At 54.0% G+C, this 13,812-nt stretch carries 13 protein-coding genes and 1 pseudogene; 8 read left to right on the top strand and 6 right to left on the bottom strand.

Annotated elements, in window-relative coordinates:
* Nucleotides 1-26 precede the first annotated feature (26 nt).
* From ACR0LX_RS07105 to ACR0LX_RS07115, 3 genes are read left to right on the top strand one after another with little or no spacing between them, the layout of a single operon-like run.
* On the top strand, nt 27-692 hold the full coding sequence (locus ACR0LX_RS07105; protein ID WP_480577669.1) for a TRAP transporter small permease: 666 nt from the start codon (nt 27-29) through the stop codon (nt 690-692).
* On the top strand, nt 692-2,050 hold the full coding sequence (locus ACR0LX_RS07110; protein ID WP_480577672.1) for a TRAP transporter large permease: 1,359 nt from the start codon (nt 692-694) through the stop codon (nt 2,048-2,050). Before ACR0LX_RS07105 ends, ACR0LX_RS07110 begins: the two co-directional genes overlap by 1 nt.
* An 11-nt stretch (nt 2,051-2,061) precedes the next feature.
* On the top strand, nt 2,062-2,841 hold the full coding sequence (locus tag ACR0LX_RS07115) for an IclR family transcriptional regulator (RefSeq protein ID WP_480783115.1): 780 nt from the start codon (nt 2,062-2,064) through the stop codon (nt 2,839-2,841).
* Between the two features lie 115 nt (nt 2,842-2,956).
* Here the strand turns inward: ACR0LX_RS07115 and ACR0LX_RS07120 are convergent, their stop codons facing one another.
* Nucleotides 2,957-3,982, bottom strand: coding sequence for a helix-turn-helix domain-containing protein (locus tag ACR0LX_RS07120; RefSeq protein ID WP_480783116.1), 1,026 nt, complete (start codon nt 3,980-3,982; stop codon nt 2,957-2,959).
* 182 nt (nt 3,983-4,164) lie between these two features.
* Between ACR0LX_RS07120 and ACR0LX_RS07125 the strand changes: the two genes are divergently transcribed.
* The 3 genes from ACR0LX_RS07125 to ACR0LX_RS07135 all read left to right on the top strand — a co-directional run bounded on the left by ACR0LX_RS07125 (nt 4,165) and on the right by ACR0LX_RS07135 (nt 9,212).
* Nucleotides 4,165-5,526, top strand: a complete 1,362-nt coding sequence (locus ACR0LX_RS07125) for a metal-dependent hydrolase family protein (protein WP_480783117.1) — start codon at nt 4,165-4,167, stop codon at nt 5,524-5,526.
* 311 nt (nt 5,527-5,837) lie between these two features.
* Nucleotides 5,838-6,359: a DUF3299 domain-containing protein gene (locus ACR0LX_RS07130; RefSeq protein ID WP_480783118.1), complete on the top strand. Its 522-nt coding sequence runs from the start codon at nt 5,838-5,840 to the stop codon at nt 6,357-6,359.
* Nucleotides 6,360-6,467: 108 nt separating this feature from the next.
* On the top strand, nt 6,468-9,212 hold the full coding sequence (locus ACR0LX_RS07135; protein WP_480783119.1) for an AsmA family protein: 2,745 nt from the start codon (nt 6,468-6,470) through the stop codon (nt 9,210-9,212).
* 11 nt (nt 9,213-9,223) lie between these two features.
* Here ACR0LX_RS07135 and ACR0LX_RS07140 read toward each other — a convergent pair whose 3' ends face one another.
* The 4 genes and pseudogenes from ACR0LX_RS07140 to ACR0LX_RS07155 form a co-directional block, all read right to left on the bottom strand.
* Nucleotides 9,224-9,724: a hypothetical protein gene (locus tag ACR0LX_RS07140; RefSeq protein WP_480783120.1), complete on the bottom strand. Its 501-nt coding sequence runs from the start codon at nt 9,722-9,724 to the stop codon at nt 9,224-9,226.
* A gap of 172 nt (nt 9,725-9,896) precedes the next feature.
* Nucleotides 9,897-10,685: a nuclear transport factor 2 family protein gene (locus ACR0LX_RS07145; RefSeq protein WP_480783121.1), complete on the bottom strand. Its 789-nt coding sequence runs from the start codon at nt 10,683-10,685 to the stop codon at nt 9,897-9,899.
* 29 nt (nt 10,686-10,714) lie between these two features.
* Nucleotides 10,715-11,092, bottom strand: a complete 378-nt coding sequence (locus tag ACR0LX_RS07150; protein WP_480783122.1) for a DoxX family protein — start codon at nt 11,090-11,092, stop codon at nt 10,715-10,717.
* Nucleotides 11,089-11,817, bottom strand: a pseudogene (locus ACR0LX_RS07155) (SDR family NAD(P)-dependent oxidoreductase); the annotation flags it as partial. The gene ACR0LX_RS07150 and the pseudogene ACR0LX_RS07155, both read right to left, overlap by 4 nt.
* Before the next feature lie 72 nt (nt 11,818-11,889).
* Here ACR0LX_RS07155 and ACR0LX_RS07160 point away from each other — a divergent pair.
* Nucleotides 11,890-12,126 (top strand): hypothetical protein, encoded by a 237-nt coding sequence (locus ACR0LX_RS07160; RefSeq protein ID WP_480783123.1) that lies wholly within the window; start codon nt 11,890-11,892, stop codon nt 12,124-12,126.
* The gene (locus ACR0LX_RS07165) at nt 12,101-12,598 is read left to right on the top strand and encodes a hypothetical protein (RefSeq protein WP_480783124.1); all 498 of its coding nucleotides are present in this window, start codon (nt 12,101-12,103) and stop codon (nt 12,596-12,598) included. The genes ACR0LX_RS07160 and ACR0LX_RS07165 overlap by 26 nt, the downstream gene beginning before the upstream one ends.
* Nucleotides 12,599-12,812: 214 nt before the next feature.
* Here the strand turns inward: ACR0LX_RS07165 and ACR0LX_RS07170 are convergent, their stop codons facing one another.
* The gene (locus ACR0LX_RS07170; protein ID WP_480783125.1) at nt 12,813-13,697 is read right to left on the bottom strand and encodes a LysR family transcriptional regulator; all 885 of its coding nucleotides are present in this window, start codon (nt 13,695-13,697) and stop codon (nt 12,813-12,815) included.
* Nucleotides 13,698-13,812: the final 115 nt, after the last annotated feature.

Consider the following 13,812-nt stretch of genomic DNA (forward strand, 5'->3'; position numbering starts at 1 on the left):
AAACACCGACTGGGAGGACGGGGTTCATGTCATTTTGGGCAGATGTCGGCTCGATATTTAGTGCGTTGCTCACCTTCGATTCATTCGAGATTCAATCCGCGCTGGAATCCGACGCAACATGGGTTGTGGGCGCAATTGTCTCGGCCCTGGGCGGGCTTCTCATCATGTGGATTTACCGGAAAGTGCCGTTTGTCGAACGTCACTTTGAACGGGCCGTAATGGTCTATTCCTACCTTGCGATTGCCTTCATCATCTTCTGGGGGGTGATCGATAGGTTTGTGTTCAACGATCAAGAGCCTTGGTCGACCACTATTCCTCCACTCCTATTTATGGTGATGGCGTGGTTTGGGGCGTCGTACAACGTCCGCCTGCGCACACATCTGAGCTTTAGCGAATTCCGCACTTCAATGCCGCGCGGTGGGCAACTTGCGTGCCTGTTTCTGGACGCGGTGCTTTGGTACATCTTCGCGGTCATCGTTATCGTCACCACCACTCGACTGGTGGCCCTGTCGGCATCGAACTTCCAGATCGTTCTGGGGACCGACAATATCATGCAGTGGTGGTTCCTTCTGGCCGCGCCGCTATCCTTCTTCCTCATGGTCGGACGGGTGTTTCAGAACCTCGCAGATGATTTGCACAACTGGAAAACTGGCGAGCCTCTGATCAAGCAGGCCGTGATCGGAGCAGACTGATGACAGACGGAACCATGGTCACACTGATCTCGCTTGGGGTCACCTTTCTATTCATGCTGGGCGTACCGGTTCTGCTGGTCATCGGCTATTGGGTCATCGGATGTTCCTTTGTCCTTGGCCTGACGCTGGACAACATGGGCGCTGAATTGCTGAACGTTTTCAACAAAGGGTTCGCCCTTCTGGCGATGCCGCTGTTCATCCTGACCGGAGACCTGATCAATAAATCGGGCATCGCGCGGCGGCTCAGCGATTTCGCCTATGCCTGTCTTGGTTGGATACGCGGCGGGCTGGCAATGGCATCGCTTGGCGCTTGCGGATTGTTCGCGGCGATCTCGGGGTCCAACTCGGCCACAACCGCAACGATTGGCTCGATGCTTCACCCTGAGATGGTCAAGGGTGGCTATGACGAACGTTTCAGCGCGGCTACTGCGGCGGCGGGCGGAACGGTGGGTATCATCATCCCTCCGTCGATTATCTTCATCGTCTACGGCTTCCTGATGAATCTGCCGATTTCCGAGCTGTTCGTGGCGGGTATCCTTCCTGGTGCGCTCATGGTTTTCGGCATGCAGTTTGCGTGCTGGATCATTTGCCGCATAAACGGATGGGGCTACCTTATTCCGTTGCAATTGAACCGGGTACTCAAGACCGCATTTGGCGCCTGGCTTGGATTCTTCGCAATCGGGCTGGTGCTGTGGGGCATCTACACGGGCAAGTTCTCTCCGACTGAGGCAGCGGGCGTGACCGTTGGCTTCTGCGTGATCGCAGGGTTGGTCAGCTACCCAATCAACCGGATCATGGGCGCGCGCAACGACATACCGCCAACCGAAAAGAGCTTTGCCGAGATGTTCGTCGTCGAAGGCTTCACGATCCCCGAGATCCCCTCGATCGTGATCCGCTCGGCCCAGATCACTGGGATCCTTGCACCGTTGATCGCGATTTCGGTGGTGATGCAGCAGATCCTGTCCTTGTTGGGTGCGCAGCAAACCATCGGGGATTTCGTGACCTCGATGGGCGGCTACCATGCGGTTCTGTTTACCTCGATGGTGATCGTCTTCTTTTCGGGCATGGTGCTGGAAAGCCTGCCGGTCACGATTATCCTGGCACCGATCCTTGCACCGATTGCGGCTTCGGTTGGAATTGATCCGATCCATTTCTCGGTGATCTTCCTTGTGGGCGCTTCGATTGGCTTCATCACGCCTCCCTACGGGCTTAATCTATACGTGGCATCTGGGGTGACGGGCGTTCCCTACTTCCGTCTGCTTCGGTACACGGTGCCCTATCTGGCGGCGCTGATATCAGTGTGGATTTTGATCTCGCTTGTGCCCGATCTGGCCTTGATCCTGCTGCCAAATAACTAGACTGTTGCGGGATGGCCGTAACGGAAACACAAGACAAAGAAACTCAGATCCCGACCAACTTGCGCCTTCTCCTTATCCTTGAGGAGGTGGCGCGGCGCGGGGTCGCCGTTAAACCATCGGACCTGATCGAAACACTCGGGCTGGCGAAACCAACAATTCACCGCCTGTTGCAAACAGCCGAAGCTGAAGGGTTTCTGCAGCGCGATCTGGATGGCCGCTCATACGGTCCCGGACATCGATTGCGGTTGCTTTCGGTCAACACGATGTCCTCCGAGCATCTGCGTACGGCCCGTCTTGCAATCTTGCGCAGCGTGGCCGAGCAGGTGGGCGAGACCTGCAATCTCGCCATCCCGGACCGGGAAGGGATGATCTATCTTGACCGGGTCGAGACGAAATGGCCTTTGCGCATTCAATTGCCCGTCGGTACGCAGGTGCCGTTTCATTGCACTGCCAGTGGCAAAATGTACCTGTCCACATTGCGGCAGAAAACGCTGGATGGTTTCCTTTCGGCAGGCAACCTGCAACCTCAGACCGAGCGTTCTTTGATCGACCCCGACGCCTTGCGTACAGAAATCCTGCGCATCGCAGAAAGCAACTACTCTACCGATGATGAGGAGTTCATGACCGGGATGTCCGCGCTTGCCGTTCCTGTTCTGGACGGGCAGCGCCGCCTGGTGGGTACACTTTCGGTTCACGCCCCAACGCAACGCCACGAGGTCAAAAGCCTATTGTCGTTTCTGGGCATTTTGCAGAAAGGCGCGAAAGAGCTTTCGGCTCTTTTGGCTGAGTGAACAAGACGCCGTTGCTTCATGCATGGCGCTTTGCAGTATATACAAATGATCTCTTTGACGTCGCCACGCGAATAAACGACGGCGAGTAGCATGCGACCGCACTGGCGCAGGTGTTTCAGCCTCGTTCTTTTACCGTTTTCTTAAAATCCGACGGCGACATTCCAGACCATTTTCGGAAGGCCCTGGAAAACGCAGTGGGGTCTGCGTAGCCAAGCCGCAGTGCGGTCTCACCAACGGACTTCCCTGCCGGACCCAGCAGCTTCTTTGCCTCTTCCAGTTTAACACCAGATATCACCTGAGAGGCTGATTGCCCGTAAGGGGCCAGCCGACTGTTCAATGTCTCCCGGTGGAAACCGCATAGGCGTGCCAGTTCGTCTACACCAAATCCCGGCTCGCCAAGATGAATCCGGATCAGGCCCTGAAGCCCGGCTAAGAAATCTTGAGGCGCATGCTGGTCGGGGGTAGCGCCTGTCAGGTTTGACGGGTTTTCCAATGTTTCCGAGAGCAACTGATGGCTCAGCCAGGTTGAAGGAAACCGGATCGAAAATCCCTGTGGGCTGCACTTGATGGCTTGAACACCATGAAAATGCTTGGGTAGCACGTCAGGTTCGCTTACCCGTAAAATGATTTGGCTCGGGTCCCACCTGAAATCCAAAACCCGGTGCAGTAGTGATATCCAAATGCTCGCCAGAAATGCGTCGGTCTGTCCGGGCGAAACCGAAATGTTGAAATTCCGCTTGGCACTGAAATAAGCGTGCTCGCCTTCCACAAGCAGCGATTGTGTGACCGCGTTGGATTCTTTCGAGACGGCTTGAGTGTAGCGCGTAAAGAAGTCGCCCAGCGTCAACGCCTCGGCCAACATGTCACCAAGAGGTAAAAACCTAACAAGGTCAATTGATTGACCGACTTGCGCGCAGAAGTCCGGTGATGTTGCGTCAGCAGCGGCTTGATGGATTTTATAGATCGTCTCGTGTGGCAGGAAATTCTGGCGATCCATCACTTGGGATTCGCTCACGCCCAGAGGATCTAGAACGAAGGCCGGTTCAACACCGGCGCCACGCAAAGCAGCTACAACGGGTGCAGCAACCGATGCCCGAACCAACGGCAAAGCCTTCTTTGTGTTTTGGTCAAATGCGTCCATGTCGCCCTCAAATATCATGAAGTTAACGACAGAAAGACAGCAGACACACAAAAAGGCGCCAAAAGCTTGCAGAATGCCAAATTAATTTGGCAAAGCCTGTCATGCTGTCAGGCAATATCCGGCAATCACTCTAAAATCACATTCAGAAATATACATCTGTGATTCGCATTTGGAGAACTTCGATGACGCCGAAATTCAAACACATGGTGGCCACGACAGCCTTTTCTGCAAGCCTGGCAATCGCGGGCCAAGGTTCTGCGCAGGAAGAAAAGTTTCCGATCCTCTTTACCAACGTCCACGTGTTTAACGGTGTCGATGAACAGCGAATTGAGAACGCAAACGTTCTGGTCGTGGACAACCTGATCGCAGAAGTATCAGCGGAACCGCTGGCCGTTGCCAATGCCCAGATCATTGACGGTGGAGGCCGAACGCTGATGCCGGGCTTGATCGATGCCCACGTGCATATGGCAATTACCGAGCCCGTCGCAGATTTGAGGGATAACTTTGATTGGATGTACTGGGGTGCGGTTTCCACGATTGAGGCCGAGAAGATGCTGCTGCGTGGTTTCACAACCGTTCGGGATGCGGGTGGCCCGGCAATTGGTCTGCAAAAAGCTATAGACCGCGGCAAGGCCGTGGGGCCAAGGATTTACGCATCAGGGCCGGTCATTTCGCAGACTTCCGGACATGGCGAGCATCGGGTCTATACCGAACCCCATCCGAACTTCATGGGGGCGCAGCCGTCTTTCTTCAACCAGCATGTCGAGTTCCTGGCCGATGGCGTGCCCGAAGTCTTGCGTGCAACGCGCGAAGCGCTGCGCATGGGCGCGGTGCAGATCAAGGTGATGGCAGGCGGTGGTGTGTCATCTTCAGTTGACCCGTTGCACACCGTTCAAGGATTGCCGGAAGAGTTGGAGGCATCGGTTCGTGCGGCGGCTGATTGGGGGACCTATGTCATGGTCCACGCCTATAACGACGACTCGATCCTGCGGTCACTGGAAGCGGGCGTCGTCAGCATAGAACATGGGCAACTGATGACTGAAGTATCAGCGCAGGCCATCAAGGATTCTGGCGCCTGGATTGTCCCGTTTTATTCTCTGCTTGGGCTTGATGAGGAAGTTGTCAAGAAGGCGCTTGGCCCTGCGGCAGCACCCAAATTCCTTGATGTTCAGGCAGGTGCGCGCAACCAAATGAAGCTGCTGAAAGAGTACGAGATCGAGAACGTTGCGTTCTCGACCGATATCATCGGCGACCCTGTCGCGCTGACCAAACAGAACGATGAGTTCAAATACCGGCTGGAGGCGTGGACTTCGTACGAAATCCTGCAACAGGCCACGTCAAAATCGGCCGCACTTCTGGCACTGTCAGGAAAACTCAATCCCTACCAAGCAGGCCCGCTGGGCGTGATCGAACAGGGCGCATACGCTGATCTGCTGCTTGTTGAAAGAAACCCGGTCGAGGATGCCGAGATCCTGGTCGACTACACCAACAACATAGACCTGATCATGAAAGATGGCGTGATCTACAAGAATACAATCGATTGAGTGTCGCGCGAGGTGAATTTACCTCGGCATCCCGCGCATCCCCCGGCTTTACAAATGGGAGCCTATTAAAGTGAGAAATCGAGCCAAACTGAAATTTGTTCCAACGGTTCTCGCATATCTCTTGGCTTTGCCGGTACATTCGGAAGTCGCACGTATCGAATGGGCAGACTTGATCGATGAAACTGCTCAAAACTACGAAGATCCATTCGCCGAATTGACGGGAAAACAGCTTAATACGCTTCGCAAATTGGTCCGGTTGCGCGCGGCAAGAAAAAGGTGGGTCGACGCCAGAACAGCTTGACCAGATTCAAGTGGACCTCGAAGCGACCGAAGCAACTCTTGCTGAGGAAGGCGTTGATGCTGACTGGCTGATTTCCCAACGCTGGGTTGTGATGGAACGACGTGAGAAGGCGGGCACGGCCACCAACACAGAATATGATGGCGTGACTGTTTCATTGGGCGGGTTTGTGATCCCGGCACCCCGCGACGAAGATGGTTCCCAAATGGCATATATCGTGCCGGAACGTGGAATGTGCAGCCACGTACCGCCTCCGCCACCAAACCAGATGGTGCGTTTGCGCCTGAGCGATTCATGGGCGCCATCAACAGTCTACGAACCCATCGTTGTAACTGGTCAAATCAGGATCGACCCGACGCAGAAGGAAATGCTGGTTGTTGATGGTCCTGTCCTCATGAAGGCTGCGTTTATTTTAGAGGTCGATGACGTTCAGACTTTTGGACCAACCAAGACTTCTGAAGAGGCTGCAACCAATGGGAAACGTGTGTTGATGGGAAGGATCAAGGCGACTGGCGGGGCTACCAGAGACGATTAGTGACACAGCCCAATTGACCTGAATATGGTTCAGAACGAGCGTTCAGGTTGGTGAGCTAAATTTCTGCTCGTGAAAGATTGAACGGCGAAAGCGGCGATAGGGGAGCGCATGAAGGTTTGGCTAATTAGAATAATTGGGCTTGTCGCAATTCTCGCTGTCACAACTGTCGCCTTTGTTTGGTTGTTGCTTGCTGCTCCGATGTTCTCAGACATGCGGCGCGACCTTGTGGAAAGAGTTCTTTCGGAACAAATTGGTCGTCCACTTCTCGTCAACGATGACGTAAGCGTCGCGCTTGGTCGCATAAGTCACATTCACGTCGGTGGGGTGGTCATCCCGAGCCAAACAATGCCGGAGTCACCTCTTGTAGAATTGAACCTGCTGGAACTCGAGTTGGACATTGCCGCTTTGACCAGCGGGCGTCTGCATTTTGACAATCTTGTAGTGGAAGGCCTCCAAGCGAATATTCTTACAGCCGCAGACGGCACCACAAGTTGGCGAAAAGAAAGGCCAACACCCAGGCCCGTGTCTGGGGAAACTGTATCAGCAGATGATCAAAAAGACGTCGCTAGTGTTGATAGTACCGATGAGATCGACACAGAAGGCAGCGGAATCCTGAACTTTCTGAGCGACAAGAATGTCAGCTTCACGTCAATCGGGTTAAACATCGACGACAAGGTCTCAGGCTTCTCGTTTGTGTTTGACCTTCAGTCACTCACGCTCGAACAAGTAGATAGTGGACAAAGAACAAAGGTCTCTGGTTCCGGCTCCGTCAACGGTCAGGGTTTCGAAATCGAAGGCGACTACCCTCGCGACGCGCCATTTACGACGCGCGCCAGCTTTGGGGAAATGACCGTAAGCTACGATGGCGAGGCGTTCTCGGAAGACAAAGGGGGTGGCTATCGGGCTGTCTTGGAAATGGACACCGGTGAATTCGGTGATTTTCTGGATGTCATCGGGCTGGAACGCGTTCTGGAAGGCAATGGTCAGCTGCAAGCAGAACTCGTGTCTCAGGACGCTCTGAAGATCGAGGCGTTTACAACCACCGTAAGCCTGGAAGATGGGCAGATACTCGAAGCTGAGGGCGCGATAGATGACCTTTACTCCGCTCAGGGTGTCGATCTGCTTTTCAACGCGCGGCTTCATCCCGAAGGACAGCCGCCACCAGCAGCAAAAAGTATCCAGGAATTGAAGTTCACGGGCTTTGAAATGCATATGGTTGGATCCCTGGCTTCCTTCGAATTCGAGAAGTTGCTGTTCCAGACCAATGCATTCGACCAGGGGTTAGACGTAATCGGTCCAGCATCTATCGATAGCGTTCGCCGCATGCCGGACGGCCGGCTCGCCATGCTGGGCGTCGAGCTGCAAGCCGGTCCAATTGAAGAGCCTGTCCTGAAAGCCGAAGGTGAAATCCTCGATCTGCTTCAGCTTCAGGACGTGACTTTTGATGGTGTGCTGAACGGGCCCGCCAAGTTGATTTTGCCCAACCTCGATGAAGATTATGTTGACCAATTCGGCGGCGTTAAAGCCGATTTCAACATATCCAATGCGGGCGGGCCAGTTTCACTCAACAGGTTCAACGCGACTACTTACGACACCGATCTCTGGGCGCTCGATCTTGCACTATCCGTCAACGAGCTCAAAGGGCTGGCTGGTCTCGATTTTGATGTGGAATTGGACGTCGACGACAGCGCCCAGTTTCTGACCGCGCTCAACCTGCAACCTGTCGAAATCGGAGCGTTGGCTATCGATGCTGAAACCTCTAGGCAGGGCGAGGACTTTGATGCCGCAATCCAGTTCGAAGCCGGGTCTTCCGATCTTCTTGCCACTTTGGATGCGCGGTTTCCCGAAGGTGCATCCGTCGTCCGTGGCAACATTACGAGCGGGAGACTCAATCTCAACGACCTGAAGAACCTGACTGCCGTACTGAACCAACTGAAGAGCCTAGTAGGCGGAACCTCAAAAGAACCTGAAGCTGAAGTTCAGCTTTTGGTTTTGCCGAAGGAGACAGACGTCCAGCCCCTGGTGTTGCCGAAGGAGAAAAGGAAACCTGCCGATCTTCTGGATGTGCAACGTGTACTGAAAGAGGCTGACGTCGAAGTACAGATCGAATTCAAAGAGATTGTAGGCCAGCAAGGTGTAACATCTGTTTCCAGCCAATTGTCTGCCAAAGACGGAACCTTGGATTTCGGACCTCTTCAGATGGCTTATGGTGGCGGAAACTTCAGCCTTCGGGCGGTCATGGACCTGATTGACTCACCTGATTGGCTTTCATTGTCAGGATCCACCTCGGGATGGGAATTCGGTGAGATCCTTGATGAGTTGGGAATTGGAATTGATGCCTATGGGCGTTTGAGCGGTGAGTTCAACGTCTCTGGCAGTACCGCCTCGGGCAAGGCCTTCGTCAACTCCATGCGCGGCAACGCGTCTTTGTCGATGTCGCAGGGCTACATCAGCACCAGCCTATTGGAACTGGCGGGGCTGGGTATTTTCCCATGGTTGTTTTCAGAAGAATTCAGACAAGGGTACACCGACATCACGTGCGTGGTCGCCCCGGTTGATATCCATGCCGGAAGGGCCAGTTCAAACTCCATCGTCATTGAAACAGGATCGGTTCAATTAGTGGCAAGGGGGCAAGTGGATTGGCTGAAAGATACGATTGCAATACGAGCGGAGCCACGACGCGTGGGCAAACCCCTTTCCCGAAGCGCCTGGCCCTTTGATGTGACTGGCCAACTTTCGTCGCCAAAGTTCAAGCTGGATGTTGGCGGGTCCAGAAACAAGGCCCCGGAAGGCGCTGATGCAATGCCTGCCAACAGGCAACCTTGTGTACCGGACATCAATCAATTGGAATAATCGGGAGCGTCCTAGTTCTTCAGCGGTTCCGGCTGTTCGGCCTGACACGCCAGAACGGCCTCAATGGCTTTGGCAGACCCGCTGAGATCAAGCTCCACCTCGGCCCCACTTTCACCAATGATCGTAACGCTTTGGCGTTTTCCAAACTCGGTTACAAATGCCGGGTTGTCGAAAAATGCGTAGCCACCGGGCACTCCATTCTTGAAGACACCAACCGCTTCACCTTCGAATTTCGCATCACCAAAGTCGAACTGTACGACCCCAGTCGCGCCGTCCTCGATTTGAACCCAGGTCGGATTGTAAGCTGCAAAAAAGCCGCCGGCCTCATTGGGTGCCGCGCCGATTTCAACCGTCATGTCGTTTTCAAATGGCTTCCACGCGAGACAGCCGTTTCCCTTTTCGGGATCAATCAGAATTGTCCAGTCCCCGGATTCACCCCACCGTTCCATACCGGCGGCCCACACCGCGCCAGTGGAGATCAATGCCATTGCTGTCAGCGCTAACCTGTTCATTCAAAGCCCCACACATGTTCCGCTGATCCTTAGATGCAACCAGATTATCGCGCTGGTTCAATCGAATACAACCATTCGATTTCTGGAATGTTGAGTCACCGCTAGTGCGCCCTTGCCCTGAAAAAGAAATCACCTTCGGCCTCTGTCAGAGAAAATATGACGCTCAACTCCCCTAGAATTTGCCAGAGTTGTTCCAAGTCTCTTTCGGGCCGATCTGTTCCTGAACATCCCAATGTTCGACGATCTTTCCACCCTTGAGCCGGAACAAGTCAAAGACGGCCCAATCGTCCTCGTCTTGTTTTACATGGCTAAAGGCAACCACGAAATTTCCTTGGCCGAGTAGTCGATGAACTTTGACGTAATGCGAGGTTTTTCCGCCATTCGTCATCTCTCCAAGATACTTGGAGAAAGCTCCCAACCCGTCGGCTATTTCTGGGTTGTGCTGATCGTATTGCTCGGTCGATATGTAGTCATTCACAAGATCGGTGCGCCCTGCCATCAAGACATTATCGATGAACCCTTGCACCACGGTCTTGTTGACCTCTGTGAATTCGAGATCTTCGATTTCGGTTGGGCCATCCACCATGCTGCGGCCCGAGACGGTTGGCCATTTATACGCGGCAATCACATCCCAATGCTCGACTATTTCACCTTCTTCGTCGGTATCAAAGATATCGGCCGTCACCCACAGCGCTTCACCACCGTTGAGGCTTTGATACACATGCACGAATACGAAGTTTCCGTCCTCGATAGTACGCAGAACCTGGATATCGCGCACCGGATTCCGCTCAAGAAAAGGCGTGAAGAACTCGATAAAACCTTCTTTACCGTCGCGTACACCCGTTGAGTGTTGCGTGTAGCGATCCCCGGTATACTTTTCGAGCGCTTCGACCATTTTGCCATCACGAATGCCTTCCAGATAAAGGCCCTTGGCATTTGCCACGCGGATACTGTCAGTCACAACATGCACTCCTGTGTTATGAATTGATTTCAGCTAATACCAACAATGCTCAACACCGTTTCACGGCCAGACCAGGCTACGATTACGGACAAGGTGCCTGTGATCATGGCGGGAACGCCTTCTTTCCAGGTGTCCCAGATCAGATGACAACCAACTGCACCGAAGGATGTGCCAAGAATAGCCAACGCGCCCAAAGTTCCGACCCAGGATCCCTGAAGCCAGATCGCGATTGCACCAAACAATTCAACCACGCCGACCAAGGCCATGATCTGGCGGTTTAACCCGTACTTGATGAACATCGCCAGTTGGGTTTCGAAAATGAACTTCTGCCAGCCGAAGATCTTGATCGAGCTTGCGAAGAGGAAGAAGACAGACAGCAGTCCTACGAAAACCGTGATCGTAGTCATTCCGCAGCCTCCTGAACCGGGCACGAAAAATCCGCTCCGAGAGCATCCAAAAACGTTTCCTGCGCGGTGGCTACGGCAGCATTCATTGCGTTGGCCAACGCTCCAATGTCCGACGGATCGACGACAGTTCTCAACGGTCTTTTGCCGTAGGGCAGGTTCAACAGATCGGCGATGGCATCGGCAACCATTGCAGGGGACGCCTCAGAAAAGCTTTTTTGCGCCAACCCCATGAAGCGTCCGGCCATCGCCTGTGCTTGTTCCAACGTTGGGCCGTATCCAGCCATACGTTCCGGTTCATCCGTTGGCGGCGATTTCTGCATGATGCCGGTGTCAAATGCGCCTGGTTGAACGATAAGGGCTTCCAGTCCCAAAGGGACGAGTTCAAGAGCATAAGTCTCGGCGATTAGTTCCAGCGCCGCTTTACTGGCTGAATAAAAACCGCTCATCGGCAAAGCTAACCGGGACATGTCACTGGTGATGCTGATCACCGTGCCAAAGCCCTGGGCGCGCATATTGGGAAGGACGTCGCGCAGCATGCGAACCGGTCCCAGAACGTTCACATTCAACATGTTATGAAACCGAGCCACAGAAATGGTCTCGTTGAGTCCGCCAACATATATCCCGGCATTGTTGATCACGACATCAAGTGGGCCATCCAGCTTTAACATCAGGTTGGCAATTGCGCTGTCTACGCTGGCGTCACTGCTGACATCCAGTTCGATGGGAAAAACTTGCCCGGATACTCAGACTTGGGAGCGGAAAGCAGGCGCTGCTTTTGTCCGCGAGATATGCTTCGCATGGTTTTTCCCTTTCAGGACTTCAACACGGATAGTGCCATCCATAAACGCATTACGGAGTTTCTGTTCGACCTCTCGGACGAAAACTTCTTCGCTTTCGAATCGACGGTGGCAGCAGAAAAAGAAGAAGGCATGCGCCGCCTCTTCGCGCGATTGAAGGATCCTGACGTTGAGGGAGACCTCGGTGATCCAGATACTGGGGATCCGGCGGATGAGTTACATCTTCGATTACGATGACATCCGCGGCTCCGTTGAGAAGCGCCTCGGAAAAGACAATCTGGGATGGGTTCGGATCGTCACCGAGTGCTTTGATGCGATCAAGAAGCACTGCGACCGGCGCGAGGAACGCTATCCCTCGGTTGGCCAGATCAAGCAAAAATTCGGCTCGCTTCGGATCTACATGGATGGGACGCAGGAAGACACGTTCATTCACCTGCGGTCGCAGCAAGCTATGCAGGAAGCAGAAATGTCCTGTGAGCGGTGCGGCAATGCATCCACAGTTCAGGTCATCGCTGCGTGGCATGTCAACCTGTGCTGCTGGCACGCGCATGAGGCAGCCACTGAGCGGATGGAGACTTTTCCCACAGTGCGTTTGAATACTCGCGCCAAGCGAGATGCACATCAGTGCCGAAGCTGCGGCTATATCGGCCAAATTGCCTGGGGCGCATCGGGCCACCGATGCCCCGCCTGTGTGGCGAAAGGTTGGTAGCCCGATGAGTGGAACAACCTGGGAAGAAGATGATATCTTTGCGCTGGCTGGCTTCTCCTCGTCAAAGCAGCTCAGTTCGCCTCAGAGGACGGGCTAACGCGAAAAAGCATGAGCGCTGATGATTGGAACAAACTCGCCCCAAAGCAGGTCTAGGAAGGGCTAGTGCCGGTTGTTTTCTGAAATGTGCGCCATAGGCCGCTATTCCAGAGCTAGCTCACTTAGCCAAAACCTCTTGCAAGTGCCTTGTGAAAGCGCGGGCTGAAGGCTTTGTATGACGACCACCCGCCAGTAGCGCGTTCACTTCAACGTTTCCGATTGTCCAATCAGGCATTAGTTGCGCGAGAGCACCTGCTTCGAGCTCGTTCCTGCAACTCCAATACGACGTGCTGACGATACCCAAACCGGCGACCGCCGCCGTGGTTGTGCTTTCATTGACGGAAATCATCAGTTGGCTTTCGACACGAACGGACTGGACTTTTCCGTCCTTCTCAAAGCTCCAACCCGCTTTTCCAATGCTTGACGGGCCGAGGATGACCTGATGATCCACCAAATCAGAGGGCTGCTTCGGGTTGCCAGCTTTTCTCAGATAAGAAGGGGCGGCAACAACGACGCGGGGTGTCGTGCCCAATTTGCGCGCGACCATCGTTGAATCTTCCAATGGTCCAAATCGGATGGCAACGTCTATAGCCTCATCAATCAAGTCTTGCATCGAATCCGTCAGAACAAGATCCACTTTGAGTTTTGGGTGTTGTTCCAGAAACGGTGGCAGGGCGGGTATGATCTCTCTTTGGGCAAAGCTTGCTGCTGCGCCGATCCGCAAACGACCGCGCAGTTCGCCAGTTCCCCTGACAAAGTGATTGGCCTCCTCGATGTCAGAAAGGATCGGCTCGATACGCGTCAGGTATTCTTCCCCAGCTTCCGTCAGCCGAACGGCATGCGTCGAACGCACAAACAGTTGAACACCCAGCTCTTGCTCGAGGTTGGAAATGATCCGGGACACCGACGGCTGAGATTTGCCGGTTTCTTTTCCCGCAGCGGTAAAGCTGCCGGTACGAGCGACCCGCGAGAACAAGCGTAACGTGGAGAAGTTTTCGGACATTCACATTATGAATAACAGTTAGGTTTTTTGGCAGCCTACCTTTCAATTTTCTTATGAGCAACATTTGAACACAACGGCAGGCGACAAACACGCCTGGCCGGCTGAACTCTGAAAA

The sequence above is a fragment of the Ruegeria sp. CH11 genome (assembly GCF_056537105.1).

Excerpts from the sequence above, each read along its gene's own strand:
- ACR0LX_RS07140 (WP_480783120.1), bottom strand. The coding sequence starts at position 9,724 with ATGAACAGGTTAGCGCTGACAGCAATGGCATTGATCTCCACTGGCGCG.
- ACR0LX_RS07150 (WP_480783122.1), bottom strand. The coding sequence starts at position 11,092 with ATGACTACGATCACGGTTTTCGTAGGACTGCTGTCTGTCTTCTTCCTC.
- ACR0LX_RS07170 (WP_480783125.1), bottom strand. The coding sequence starts at position 13,697 with ATGTCCGAAAACTTCTCCACGTTACGCTTGTTCTCGCGGGTCGCTCGT.
- ACR0LX_RS07115 (WP_480783115.1), top strand. The coding sequence starts at position 2,062 with ATGGCCGTAACGGAAACACAAGACAAAGAAACTCAGATCCCGACCAAC.
- ACR0LX_RS07105 (WP_480577669.1), top strand. The coding sequence starts at position 27 with ATGTCATTTTGGGCAGATGTCGGCTCGATATTTAGTGCGTTGCTCACC.
- ACR0LX_RS07110 (WP_480577672.1), top strand. The coding sequence starts at position 692 with ATGACAGACGGAACCATGGTCACACTGATCTCGCTTGGGGTCACCTTT.
- ACR0LX_RS07120 (WP_480783116.1), bottom strand. The coding sequence starts at position 3,982 with ATGGACGCATTTGACCAAAACACAAAGAAGGCTTTGCCGTTGGTTCGG.
- ACR0LX_RS07165 (WP_480783124.1), top strand. The coding sequence starts at position 12,101 with ATGAGTTACATCTTCGATTACGATGACATCCGCGGCTCCGTTGAGAAG.
- ACR0LX_RS07160 (WP_480783123.1), top strand. The coding sequence starts at position 11,890 with ATGGTTTTTCCCTTTCAGGACTTCAACACGGATAGTGCCATCCATAAA.
- ACR0LX_RS07125 (WP_480783117.1), top strand. The coding sequence starts at position 4,165 with ATGACGCCGAAATTCAAACACATGGTGGCCACGACAGCCTTTTCTGCA.
- ACR0LX_RS07135 (WP_480783119.1), top strand. The coding sequence starts at position 6,468 with ATGAAGGTTTGGCTAATTAGAATAATTGGGCTTGTCGCAATTCTCGCT.